General features: G+C 63.6%; 11 protein-coding genes. 5 read left to right on the top strand and 6 right to left on the bottom strand.

Features of this window, described 5'->3' with window-relative positions:
* Nucleotides 1–438: 438 nt before the first annotated feature.
* The 3 genes from GY725_07395 to GY725_07405 form a co-directional block, all read right to left on the bottom strand.
* The gene (locus GY725_07395; GenBank protein ID MCP4004003.1) at nt 439–1,572 is read right to left on the bottom strand and encodes an NAD(P)/FAD-dependent oxidoreductase; all 1,134 of its coding nucleotides are present in this window, start codon (nt 1,570–1,572) and stop codon (nt 439–441) included.
* Nucleotides 1,569–3,269, bottom strand: coding sequence for an electron transfer flavoprotein-ubiquinone oxidoreductase (locus GY725_07400; protein MCP4004004.1), 1,701 nt, complete (start codon nt 3,267–3,269; stop codon nt 1,569–1,571). Before GY725_07400 ends, GY725_07395 begins: the two co-directional genes overlap by 4 nt.
* 212 nt (nt 3,270–3,481) lie before the next feature.
* The gene (locus GY725_07405; protein ID MCP4004005.1) at nt 3,482–4,684 is read right to left on the bottom strand and encodes an MFS transporter; all 1,203 of its coding nucleotides are present in this window, start codon (nt 4,682–4,684) and stop codon (nt 3,482–3,484) included.
* 185 nt (nt 4,685–4,869) lie between these two features.
* On the opposite strand from GY725_07405, the gene GY725_07410 reads away from it, so the two are divergent.
* Nucleotides 4,870–5,799, top strand: a complete 930-nt coding sequence (locus GY725_07410) for a hypothetical protein (GenBank protein ID MCP4004006.1) — start codon at nt 4,870–4,872, stop codon at nt 5,797–5,799.
* Here the strand turns inward: GY725_07410 and GY725_07415 are convergent.
* The 3 genes from GY725_07415 to GY725_07425 are packed head-to-tail and all read right to left on the bottom strand — an operon-like array spanning nt 5,777 to nt 9,321.
* The gene (locus GY725_07415; GenBank protein ID MCP4004007.1) at nt 5,777–6,541 is read right to left on the bottom strand and encodes a prolipoprotein diacylglyceryl transferase; all 765 of its coding nucleotides are present in this window, start codon (nt 6,539–6,541) and stop codon (nt 5,777–5,779) included. The genes GY725_07410 and GY725_07415 overlap by 23 nt on opposite strands.
* Complete coding sequence (locus GY725_07420) at nt 6,542–7,864, bottom strand: CCA tRNA nucleotidyltransferase (protein ID MCP4004008.1); 1,323 nt, start codon at nt 7,862–7,864, stop codon at nt 6,542–6,544.
* Between the two features lie 17 nt (nt 7,865–7,881).
* On the bottom strand, nt 7,882–9,321 hold the full coding sequence (locus GY725_07425; protein ID MCP4004009.1) for a patatin-like phospholipase family protein: 1,440 nt from the start codon (nt 9,319–9,321) through the stop codon (nt 7,882–7,884).
* 246 nt (nt 9,322–9,567) lie between these two features.
* Here GY725_07425 and GY725_07430 point away from each other — a divergent pair, with 246 nt between their 5' ends.
* The 4 genes from GY725_07430 (at nt 9,568) to GY725_07445 (ending at nt 12,696) form a co-directional block, all read left to right on the top strand.
* Nucleotides 9,568–10,131: a lytic transglycosylase domain-containing protein gene (locus GY725_07430; GenBank protein ID MCP4004010.1), complete on the top strand. Its 564-nt coding sequence runs from the start codon at nt 9,568–9,570 to the stop codon at nt 10,129–10,131.
* A gap of 7 nt (nt 10,132–10,138) precedes the next feature.
* The gene (gene moaC, locus GY725_07435) at nt 10,139–10,663 is read left to right on the top strand and encodes a cyclic pyranopterin monophosphate synthase MoaC (GenBank protein MCP4004011.1); all 525 of its coding nucleotides are present in this window, start codon (nt 10,139–10,141) and stop codon (nt 10,661–10,663) included.
* A 127-nt stretch (nt 10,664–10,790) separates the two neighbouring features.
* Nucleotides 10,791–11,927: a hypothetical protein gene (locus GY725_07440; GenBank protein ID MCP4004012.1), complete on the top strand. Its 1,137-nt coding sequence runs from the start codon at nt 10,791–10,793 to the stop codon at nt 11,925–11,927.
* A gap of 76 nt (nt 11,928–12,003) precedes the next feature.
* Nucleotides 12,004–12,696 (top strand): JAB domain-containing protein, encoded by a 693-nt coding sequence (locus GY725_07445; GenBank protein ID MCP4004013.1) that lies wholly within the window; start codon nt 12,004–12,006, stop codon nt 12,694–12,696.
* Nucleotides 12,697–12,698 lie beyond the last annotated feature (2 nt).

Genomic DNA, 12,698 nt, shown 5'->3' on the forward strand with positions numbered 1-12,698 from the left:
AGATACCGTTCCGGAGGCTCCACCGAAGTTCGTAACTTCGATCGTGAAGTCTGTTCCGAAAGGCAGGGTGCTTGCCCCGGCGCGATCAGCAACCGCGCCGATCATCATCACCAAGGCCATCAGTGCGAAGCAATTCAACAATCTCACTGCAACCGCCATGACCCTTCCTCCAGTCCAATGAACCTCCAGTCCAATGACCCGGGACATCCTTAGTCAACCCTATCAGGTGTACACCCCACACCAAAGGAATTCCTCTCCACCACGCCACCCACCTCCCCAAACACCCGTACCAGCCGAGCGCGGCGGGAAGGTCGAACGCCACCCCCGCCGGGCATTTCGGAGCCACCAAAGAGCGCCACAAGGTCCAAACGAAGCGCGCGGAGCATGACCGGCGGGGGTGGCGTTCGACCGACTCACCTGCCTCAACCCCCGAACCAACTAAAACCGACGCAAAGCATCCCGAAGCAAACGCCGCCCCAAAGTCGAATACGGCTGCGCAACCATCAACATCTCAGAAATCACCCGGTTCACCCTGCGACTGCGACTGCCCAACGCGAGTGCGAGATCCACACCTCGCGGCGAATAGAGCCAGCGGGCGATCTGCGCTGCGCGTGCCAGGTCCTTGCCCGTGCTCGCCATCCAGCGCTCGCGGTACAGATCGTGTGCGCGCATCGGACCGGCTTCGCAGAGTGCGGAAGCGAGCGTGGCCGCCGAGTCGATGGCGTGCTGGATGCCTTCGCCGGTGATCGCGTCGGGTAGAGCGGCGGCATCACCGATCAATGCGAAGTGCGGCCCGCCGAGAACCGGACGACGCGCGCTTTTCGTTCCCGCGACCGGGATGCTGGCGGCGTAGGGTCGGCGCGGGTGGTCGAGGCTTCCCGGATAGCGTTGTTCGAGCATGCTCAGTACGCGGCGTTGCAACGCCTGACCGTTCTCCGCGTGTAGCGGCGCTGCGACTCCGACCGAGACGTGATCCAGACGCGGGAACACCCAGAGATAACCCGGGTAATCCGCGATGAACTCGATGTACAGCTCGTCTTCTTCGATGCCGTCGACGAAGAAGCCGGCCGTGGCGTAACTGCACGGGTCGCCGGGTTTGTGACCGAGCAGCGCGCGGCGCACCATCGATGACGGTCCGTCCGCTCCGACTACGAAATCGTGTCGGTTCCGCTGGCCGCCGGCTTCGAGTTCGATCTGCTCTTTCTTCAAGCTCAGATTCGTCACTCGCGCGCTTTCGAAGCGCGCGCCCGCTTTGCGCGCGCGATCGACGAGGGCCGAGTCGAAGACCCGACGCGAGAACACGTCGATCGGTTGCGCGATCGGTACGTTCAGTACACGTCCCGCCGGGCCCCGCAATCGCACGGAGTGGCTCGGACGTCCCAGTGCACGCAGCTCGCGCAGTTCCGGGTGGTGTTCGAACACGCCGGGAGTTACACCGCCACCGCACGCCTTCTCGCGGGGATGGGACGGATCGTAGAGACAGACCTGATGGCCGGCCTTGGCCAGGCGTTCAGCGCAGAATGCCCCGGCCGGGCCGGCTCCAACGATTCCGACGTCCAGCGAACGGCTCACATCTGCGAGTAGTCGGGCCCATCGCCACCTTCGGGCGTGGTCCAGGTGATCTGTGCGTACGGATCCGCGATGTCACAGGTCTTGCAGTGCAGACAGTTCTCGTGATGGATCACGAGCTTGTTCTTTCCGGCGTTCGCGTCGTCCGGGATCATCTCGTACACCTCTGCCGGGCAGAAGTTCTCGCACGGATTCCCGTACTCCTCGGCGCAGGTCGTCGCACAGACATTGAGATCTGCCACCTTCAGGTGCGACGGCTGGTCGACCTCGTGGCGCGAACCCGCGAGCGCGACGCCCGTTACCTTGTCGAGCGTCAGCTTGTTGTCGTACTCGATCTTCTCGGCCTTCTTCTGCTCCTTGGCCGAGAGGTCTGCGAGCTTCTGCATATGTGTGTGATCCGGGTGCGACCGGACGTGTTTGAACAGACCCCGGCCGCCCGTGATCATGGCGAGCGCCTGGCCGTTCACGATCCAGGGAAGCTGTCGCAACCAGCCCATCCACTTGGGCCACTTGTGCACGAAGCTGAACGAAGCGTGGAAGTTGCGCGCCTTCCAGTGCTCCTTGTACGCCCAGCTCGCGTCGTAGAGTTCCTTGTACTTGCTGAGTGTCTTTTCGGAATAGTCGTCTTCCTGGATCGCTTCGATCAGCGCTTCGGCGGCGAGCATTCCGCTCTTGATCGCCAGGTGAATGCCCTTGAGCCGTTCGCCGTTACAGGTACCCGCAGAGTCGCCGACGATCATCGCGCCGTTGGCGAACAGCTTGGGTTGCGAGAAGTGGCCACCGGCGGGCATTGTCTTGGCGCCGTAGCGGATGCACTCACCGCCTTCGAGCAGCGCCTGCATTTTGGGATGCGTCTTCCAGCGCTGCATACTGTCGTGCGGATCGGTGTGCGGGTTGTCGTAGTCCAGGCCGCTCACGAAGCCGATCGAGACCATATTGTCCTTCAGGTCGTAGACCCAACCGCCGCCGAACGTCGTCGGGTCTTGCGGCCAGCCCATGGTGTGAATCACGCGGCCGGGCACGTGGTTCTCGGGCTTGATCTTCCAGATCTCCTTGATGCCCGTCTCGTAGGCCTGTGGGTTCTCGCCGTGCATGTCGAATCGGTCCAGCAACTGCTTCGTGCAGGAACCGCGCGGACCTTCGCCAAACAGAACACAACTGGCGTAGATCTCCGGGCCGGCTTCGAACACACCTTTTTGCGAGCCGTCCTTGTCGAGCCCGCGATCCTGGATCTGCACGCCGACGACTCGATCACCTTCAAATATCGGTCGCGCGGCCGGGAAGCCCGGGTAGATCTCGATGCCGAGGCCCTCGGCCTTTTCGGCCAGCCACTTCACGACATCGGAAAGCGAGACGGCGTAGTTGCCGTGGTTGACGAACGGCGGTGGAGTTACGGGCGAAGTGAATCCGCTCTTTTCAGTCAGTATCCACGTGTAATCCGAGGAGCACTGATGGTGAAAGGGGAAACCCTGCTCCAGGAAATCCGGCAGGAGTTCCTGGAGAGCAATCGGATCCATCATCGCGCCCGAGAGCTGGTGAGCGCCGATCTCGGCGCCCTTCTCGATGACGAGCACGGCGGGCATCTCGACGCCCTTTTCTTCGCAAAGCTGGTGCAGGCGAATCACCGCTGCCAGGTTCGCGAGGCCTGCGCCTACCAGAAGGATGTCTACGTCCAGTCGCTCTCTCTCAACTTCGCTCATGTGAAACCTCGGTTGTGGGGCTGGGCCGCTTTGGAGTCCCGGGGCGTCGAAGCCTCCAGGCTCTGCCTCCGGTCGGCGCTGATCCGCGGCAGTTCCCGGCCCAATCCAGCTGGTGGCTCGATCCGTTTGGGGGTGATCGGGCCTGTCCGGGCAGGATACAACACCGTCCGCCGTGCGTCCTTCGCACGATCCGGGCCAGGACCGACTCCGAGTCAGTTCCGGGCTAGCAAGAGGCGGCTACCGGCCACGAAGATGGCCATGGCGCCCAGCGTGCTCAAGCCACTGATAAGGAACGGCGCTCCCGCGCCCGCGGTGTAGAACACCCAGCCCCAGCAAAACGACCCGATGGTACGCCCGGTGTTCACCATGGCCTGGCTCTGGCTCATGTATTCGCCGGCTTCGTGATCGGCCGCGACTCTCGAGAACAAGCTGGTGAAGGCGGGAAAGGCGAGGCCGGAACCGAGCGCGAGCATCCCGCCGGAGAGCATCAAAACGCCGAAGTTGAACGACACTGCAATTCCCAGGATCGCGCAGCCCATGAGCCCCAGCCCGCCGATGGTCAGTCGGACGTCTCCCCAGATCCGGGTCAGGGGCGCGATCGCCAGGCCCTGGATCAAACCCATGATGCACGCGACCGCGGCCATATAGAGGCCGATCTGCAGCTCGTTCCACATGAAGCGTTCCCGAGCGAAAAGCGGAAACATCGCTTCGATCGCGGAAAAGGCGAAGAAGATATGCAGAAACAGATAGAGGTAGAGCCGAGTGCGATTGTCGTGAACGCTGGCGGCGACCAGCAAAGGAGCGGGAATCATGGCCCGCGCAAACCCGCCCCAGCCAATATTGTCTGAACCCGGCGCGCGGCTCTCCGGCAGTGTCCAGGCCGCCAGAAGAAAGTTGAGCCCGGCCACGGCGGCCGTCGCGTAAAACGGCAGGGCCAGATCGACCCAGGCCAACACGCCACCGAGTGCCGTGCCCAGAACGAGTCCGATCCCGGACGCCGCTCCGATCAGCCCCATGCCCTCGGTGCGCGTTTCTGAGTCGGTCAGATCGGTCATATAGGCCTGAGCCGCACCGATACTCGCGCCGAAGAAGCCGCCGAGCAGGCGGGCGACGTAGATGGTCAGCAGGGAGTCCGCAGTCGCCAGAAGGAAGAAACTGGCGGCCGTGCCCAGAAGTGAGGTGAGCAGGATCGGACGGCGGCCCACACGATCGGATGCCCAGCCCCAGAGGGGCAGGAAGAGCACGAGTCCCAGCGCGTACAGCGCGGTGATCAGTGGGACGTGAAAGGCGGCGACGCCGAGCACGTCCAGAAAGCGCGGCAACACCGGAATCAGGATGCTGAAGCCGATGAAGTCGATCAGGATCGTCGCGAAGATGACCCAGGTCGCGAGCCGCCGCTTGCTGAAAGCACTCATTGCGGTCTCGCCGCGACAAGGCGATCTGATAAGTTCACGGTTCGAGAAGCGGGTAGGCGGCGGATCACGGGCTGCATTCTACGGCCCAGACGGGTGCGCCGCAGCCCGGGCGATTTCGACCGGCGTTCGGTCGAGCGCCGGGGGTCCGATTTTCTCGAGAGTATCAACAGGGGAGTTCCGTCGCGGTGGAAGTGCGAGAGCGAAAGCTGGCCCAGATCGTACGTGATTTCATGGAGGCCTTCGTGCTGGCGGCCAAGATTGGTGAAGGGCTGCGCAGTCAGAGTCTGTCTTTCAAACTCGTGCAGGGGTTGGTCGGAGATGCGGAAGACAATGTGCTCCACCGGCTGAAGGAAGAGTGTCACGCGTTGTTTCGCGTCAACGACGCCCGCCCACTCACCGAAGTACAGGCCGAGGAGCTCTTCGATCTGGCCGTGGGTGCGCTGTTTCACGAGACCATGAAGTTTCGCGAAGGCTACTACCTGACGACCAGTTACGGACCGCGTCTACAGCGCATGATGGAGGAGGGCTCGGCTTCGGGTCCGCTGGCCGAGGGCTTCGAGCGCGCATTCGAGGGCGGGCATCGGCGCATGATGGAGTCCTGGGCCGAGGCTTCGCGCCTGTTCGAGGAGACGCGCGATCAGCTGTTGATCGTATTGCATCAGATTCCGCCCAGTGGTGCGGTTGCGCGCAGCCTGATCGAAGATCCAAAACGCACCAGCGCTGTGTTCCAGATTCCGCTCGGGGATCTGCTCAAGGACGTGTTTGGTTCGAAGACGGCGGGCTTCCGGCTGGCAGTAGATAATCTGATCGAAAACGGTCATTTCGAACACGCGCGGCGTCTGCTGGAACGCGAAGACGCCCCGAGCGACCCCGCATTTCCGAGTGCCGTGCGTTATGCGCACGGAATGGAGGCCTACTACTCCGGCCACAACGACACCGCGGTCGAACACCTGGCAAGCTGGGTTTCGGACAGCGCCGAGAATCCCGAGAGCTGGAGCCTGCGCGCACAGCAGGTCTTGAAGAGCCTCGCCGAGACGGCCGAACAACTCGATCCGAAGCTCTCGCGTGAAGCCCGGGGGTTGGCGGAGTCGCTCAGGCAGGCGCGCTCGAACTGAGTTCAGCTGTGCGTTTGCGGTAGAAGATCATCCAGCTCGCAAAGCCTACGATCAGGCAGCCCAGAGCTACGAGTTGTGCGTTTGTCAGTGGTCCGATCAACGTGGGGTTGATGCGCAGTCCCTCGATCCAGAGACGTCCCGCGCCCGCGAACATCAGATACTCGCCGAACAAAAACGGGGAACGCGACCTGCGTGCCCACAGGATGGCGCCGGCTGGAACCAGCCAGGCGACTTCGTAGAGCATCGTCGGGTGCACCGGAATCTCCGTGGGTGGCAGGCCCTGGGGAAACGCGATACCGAAGGGTCCATCCGTGGGACGACCGTAGTCGTCGCCGACCAGGAAGCAGCCAACGCGGCCGAGCGCCTGGCCAATTGCGAGAGTGGCTGCGGATCCGTTCATCGCTGCGACCAGGGGAATTTCGAGCCTCCAAGCCTGGAAAAGCCCCCCGATCGCTCCACCGAGCAAGCCGCCGTACCAGGTGAGACCCCCGCGACTGAACAGCAGTTCGGAGAACACGGCATCGGAGTGGCGCGCCAGATTCTCGCCGACGTACCAGAGTTTTGAACCGAGCAAACCGCCGATCACGCACCAGGTGAGCACGTTCCAGGCGTTCTCGCCGCCCAGTCCCATTTCCTCAAATGCTCGCGCCGCGATCCAGCCGCCCACCAAGAAGCCGAGCGCGACCATCACGCCGAAAGAGGAAACTTGAAACCAGCCGATCTCGATAATCGTGGGATACACCTATCTCTCCTCGCCGAAGGCCGCGCGCAACCAATCCAGAATGCGCGCGCGCGTGTTGTCTTCGGGATTTGTCCACACGCGTCGTCGCGCTCGCATCAACCAGCGCTGTACTTCGGGTCCCTCGGGGATCGAAAACTCTTGCATGATTTCCTTGCCACCGATTGCGAGATGCTCGGCGTCGTTTCGGTTCAGCGCGCGAATGCGTAATTCCAGTTCGGTCCGGATCTTCAAAGCGTGTTCGATCTCATCCCCACCTGACTCCTGACAGCGGAGCTCCAGTTCGGCGCGTCCGAGCGCGAGCACGTCTTCGAGGATATCGCGGCCGACTCGCCAGAGCATCCGGCGAATCGCAGCGTCGTCCATCCACCGCTCCGACGCCAGGCCGAAGTGGCGTATTCGCCGTTCCACACCCGTCGCAAGATGCCGCGACCAGCGCAATCTGCGACTCGCCGCCCGCACAAAGAAGGCGGTTCGCAGATGGGGCCGCAGGAATACCCAGTGCTCTCGGCCCGCAAGATAACGCTTGCAGTCGACGACAGCGCACGTGTGCAATAGCGCGGCAAGGCGTTGCACCGGATCTGGGCGAACGCGGGCGCACAGTTCGAGCGAATACCTGAACAGATCGTCGCTCAGGTGTTCAGCGGCGATTCCCGAACTGCGCAGCGCCTCGGGCAGGATGACCCCGAGCGCACCGCACTCGTGCAGGCCTGCCAGGGCCGCGCGCGGATCCGGCGTCCGCAACACACGGAAGAGTTCGTCCCGCAGACGCTCGCCCGGGCATTCGAGCAGCCGCCAGGCATTGCGCACCATCTCCCGTGCGGTGTTCGGGTCGGTGTGCAGGCCGAGTTCGGTGGCCAATCGGATCCCGCGCGCAATCCGCACAGGGTCGTCGGCGAACGCTCTGCGTGGATCGCTCGCACGGAGGCGACCGGCGGCCAGATCATCGCGCCCCCCGAGTGGGTCGAGCCAGGTGCTCCGAGCCGGATCGAAGGCGATCGCGTTCACGGTGAAGTCGCGCATGGCCAGGTCTTGCTCGAGGCTGCTGGCGCCCGCGCGGGCGGCCGAGATCTCGATACGCGGCCGCCCCTCCCGGGCGGGCAGCGCAACGACCGGGTTGGCCGAACCGATGAGCTTTGCACCCGGGAGTTCGCGCGCGACGACCTCGAGGCTGCCCTCCACGAACAGGTCGTAATCGCGCACTGGCCGCTCGAGGATCTCGTCGCGCAGGGCGCCGCCGACTATATAGGTAGGGACGCCGACGCCCAGAAGACGCTGAACGACGCCCTCAACACTCGCCGGAAGGCTGGGTGCGTCCATGGCCATGGCAGGAGAGTAGCGGGTCAGGCTGCGGAAGAGGTCCTTCGGCTCTGGCGTAGCTGGCTTTCCAGGGCCATCAGCTGCTCGGGGAAGGTTTCTTTCGCCTTGCTGACGTATTCGGGGATCAATCCCGTTTCGAAGAAATCGGGACTCGAGTCGCCGAGTTCTAGCGGCAGCAGGGTCACATCCGTCCGCTGGTCGAGCAGTTCCAGGTCGCGCCGGTGCATGGTCTCGATCCCGGCGGCCGCGACCGTCTGAAGCAGGCGGAGTTTTCCGATGCGTCGCGGGTGCGTTTCGTAGGCGTGCAGGCTGCCGGTGAGCTTGACGTACAGGATGACCAGTCGCTTGCGCTCCTCGGTCCCCGCTTCGCGATCGCGATCCCACTTCAGTGCGATCGAGTGCAGCGGCACATCTTCAGTCGTCGATCCGTCGATGTAGTGCAGCTCGCGGTCTCCGCGCCGGATCACGCGCGGTACGAAGAGCAGGGGGACCGTCGATGAAGCGAGCGCGGCCTCTCGCGGGTCGGTCTGGATCATGAAGTCGGCGAGGTGCTGGGGCACTTCGATCGGTGTGAGCACCTCGGGACGACAATCACCGACGTTGAACGCCGGACAGAAGAACGGAAGCCGCGGTTTCACCGCTGCACAGTATTGCTCCAGTACGCGCTCCAGGCCTTTTGCGCAGTCGACGAAGCCCGCTGGCGTACCCCCGGTGACCGGTAGCAGTGCGTCGGTGACGAGTCGTCGGACCAGCTGGAACTTGGAAGGTCGCAACCCCAGATCGACCCGGCCGGCGTACAGGTCGTAGCCGAGCTGCTCGATGGCATGCGGCGACAGACCCTGGGCATACATGAGACCCGCCATGGCCCCGGCGCTCGATCCCCAGATCTCCTGGACGTGTTCCGCGCAGCCAATCGCCTCGATCAGGCGCAACGCGGTCGCGTGAGCGAAGAGTTTGAGTCCGCCCGAACCCAGCGAAAGCACGACCCGCGAGTCCTCGGCGGCGCAGAGTTCTCGCAGAGCCCGAAATCGTTCGTCCAGGCTTGAAGGCGCCTCGCCGGCATCGACCACCTGCCACACATAGCGGCGCTGGCCGTCTGAGCGATCGAGTGCGAAGCCATCCGCCGGAACCGCGCGATTGCGCCCCAGAAAGCGGATGTTCACGCTGCCGTCCGCGCGGCACTCCGACAGCAGGCGCGCGAGCACCGAAAGCCGTGCGTCCTCGGGCGGCGGATCGCAGACTGCACCCTGGTGGGGAAGCTCGAAGTGCACGGGCAGTTCGCGTTCCTGGATCTCGCGCAGGACTTCCATCTCGATTCCCCGCGCCCGGGCCTGGGCCATCGCGTCGGGGGCCAGGAAATACGTGCCACCTGGGCCGCAGAACCGCAGCGGCCAGCCTGGCCGGCCGGCGAGTTCACGCAGTTCCTCGGGCAAGTGAGCCCGGACCTCACAGATGATGTTCAACGCAGAGACTCCCTGAATACTGCATCGGTTGCCGCCAATCGTGGCATTAGAGGAAGGGTTCGCCAGAATTTCAGGATCGGCCCGAAATCGCCTCGGGACACTCCTGTATTCATGTTTAAATTCAACTAGTTATGAGACTGGTCGCAAATCGATCAGAGGCGCTCCAGCCATCTCCACAACTCACCCGAGCGGGACCGGCCCTTTTCTAGGCGGCCGCTCGCTGGTACGCTCTGGCCCGTGAATGAAATGTCCCACTGCCGCTGGTTCGTGATTCTGTCCGCTGCCGCCCTCCTGTCCGCCGGGCCGGTGATCGATGGTGCGATCGAAGTCGCGGCCCAGAACGAACCCGTTCCAGTCGAGCCCGGGGTGCGCGACTGGGTGGTCGGCAAGCTTCACGACTTCAACCGGCGCCTGGCGCCAAGCGTCACGAGCCGGATCGCGGATTCGATTCTGAAGTGCGGCGATAACCACGCACTCGCGCCTGATCTAGTGCTCGCCGTGTTGATCGCTGAGAGCAGCGCGCGGCCGCACGCGTACAGCCCGAAGGGCGCGATTGGTCTCATGCAGGTCATGCCGCATATGTTCAAGCTCACCGGACTGCCCGGGAACGCCGGACATCTCGAGGCCAACATCGAGGCGGGTTGTCTGCTGCTGGCCGACAATATTCGCCGCCTCGGAGAAGAGGACGGAGTGTCGGCGTACTTCTGGGGCAGCCGGATTCGCGGCGATGGCTACTTGCAGCGCATCGTAAAGATCCGCCGCGGGTTGGACCTGCAGCCTCGGCTCGGCCAGGGCCCACAGCACGGCTAGCCGGCACATGGCCAAGAAATCTGGTTCCGCACTTCGCTCCACGCACTTCGACGTACAGGGCCGAGCGCGCATGGTCGACGTCGGCGACAAGAGCGAGACTCGCAGGGAAGCGATCGCCAGCGGCCGCGTCCATCTGTCCGCCGAAGCGCTCCGGGCGGTGACCGAAGGTTCCGCCAAAAAGGGGGACGTCCTGGGAGTTGCGCGGATCGCCGGCATCCAGGCCGCCAAGCGAACTTCGGATTGGATTCCCCTGTGCCATCCGCTCGCGATCGAGTCCGTCGAGCTGGTCTTCGCATGCGACGAGACGGCCGGCCACATCGACATCCGCTCCACCGTGCGCCTGACCGGACGAACGGGCGTCGAGATGGAAGCACTGGTCGCGGTGTCTGCAGCTGCGCTGACGATCTACGACATGTGCAAGTCAATGGATCGCGGCATGGTGATTGACGCAGTTCAACTCGTTCGGAAGTCCGGCGGAAAAAGTGGCGTCTACGACCGCGCCGAGCAGACTGAGAATCAGGACACGGCTTGATCTTCGAGGGCAGGCGGGGATAAGCTAGCTGCGCCGCGTTGGGTGCGGCATGCGAGACCCGACGATGCGCCCGCGACTCCTCCTGCTCTGTTGGATATCTCTCTGCTGCCTCCACCCGGCGACAGCGGTGCGCGCGGAACCTGAATCGATCGATCTGCAGCCTCCGGAGCGCGCTGCCTGGTCGCCGCGCAACATCGTGGTCGGAATCTCTTCGTTTCTCGGTCGTTGGAACTACTGGTATGCCGAGCGCGAGGTCCTGATCGAGACGGTACCCGCCGAGGCGGCGGTAGGCCTCTACTACATCCGCTCGAACTTTCAGAAGCGCTATGAGCAGGCCAGGACTCCCGTCCTGATCACCTTGCCACCACGGGTCGACACCACGACCAAGGACAATGTGAAGATCCACGTGATGGCCGACGGCTATCTGTCCAAGAATGTCGGCTTCAATTCGCGCAAAATTCCCAGTGCGATCGTCATCCAACTGGAGCCGCTGCCGAACAACCTCGTGTTCTTCGGCCATACGGATCTCGCCGGGCGCACCACGCTCACGCTGCGCACGACTGAAGAGCCGGATGTTCGCGTCAGCAAGAGCCGCGGATTCGCCGGTTTCACGCTCGCGCTGGCCGAGACGGCCGACAAGCTAGAAGACGGCGGCGCTGTTTCCGGCGGACACGTGACGTCGGTCGAAGTTGCTCAGGTTGCCGAGGATGTGCTGGTCCGCGTCAAGACTTTGAACGCCGACGTCGAGGTGCGTTCGAAAAATGGCTTCGACCCGATCCGCAAAGAGCACATCCTCACCCTGGACCTGATGGAGAAAGGCACGCGGACCCCTTCGGGCGCGCAGATTCGCAGCGCGTTGCAGGTCCCGGGCTTCTCGCTCGGGGATCCGTGTCTGCGCATCGGCGCCGATGTGTTGCGTCGAGATATCGATCCGCAACTCCTTGCCCGAGCCTTCCGTCCGACCGGATCACTGGCCGATCTTTTCCGACGCGAGGCGCTCAAACGACTCGGGCGTCTGAACAAAGGCACGATCCGCACCGATTCAGGCGATATGCTGCGCACAGGCAGTCCGATCGAACTCGAACTGGGCCTGCAGACGGCTTCGCGCGTCATCGACTACTTCGAACTCCTGATTGCGTTTGCGCGTACCCGGCCCGACCCGCAGACCAGCCTGCGCTCGCTGGTTGCGCCCGAGATGGGCTCTGCGGCCTTCGCACCCCTGTGGAGCGAGATCGAAGCTTCACGTGACGGCTGTGGGCGCTGAACTCCGCGGAATTATGCGCTAAATCCAGAAGACCCGGTCCCGGGTGGCTTCCCTTCTCGCCCCGAGATGGAAACACGTGCCGGGATCCAATGACGCCTTCGAAAATCCGTACCACCGGCCTCGAGAGAGGCTGCTTCGAGAGGGCGCGGCGCCACTCTCCCTGATCGAGTTGCTCGCCTTGTCCCTGCGTACGGGACGCGCCGGTGCATCTGCGACACGTCTGGCCGACGACCTCGTTCAGGAGTTCGGCTCACTCGACGCGCTCGCGCGCGCGGGAAATGCCGAACTGGCGCGCGTGCCGGGTATGGGTCCGGTCAAGATTGCGTCATTGCGCGCGGCTTTTGAACTCGGCTCGCGGCTCGCTCAACAGCCACTCGTGCCCGGCGAAAAGCTCCAGTCCCCCGAACAGATCTTCTCTTGTTTCGGAACCCGGCTGCGTCATTGTCGCCAGGAAGTCTTCATGACCGTGTTGCTCGACTCGCGCCACCGCGTCATAGGTGAGGTCGAAGTGAGTCGCGGAAGCTTGAACCAGAGTCTCGTCCATCCGCGAGAGGTGTTCGCGCCCGCGTTGCGGGAGACAGCAGCGGCCATCCTGGTGTTGCATAATCACCCCAGCGGAGATCCCGCCCCGAGCAGGGAAGACCACGAAGTGACGCGGCGCCTGGCCAGGGCAGGGGAGATTCTGGGTATCCGCCTGGTGGACCATGTCGTGGTCGCTGCCGAATCCTATGTGAGTTTCGCACGCAGCGGATGGCTCGATCCGGCCTGAGA

This window comes from bacterium, from assembly GCA_024226335.1.
Classification (GTDB): Bacteria; Myxococcota_A; UBA9160; order SZUA-336; family SZUA-336; genus JAAELY01.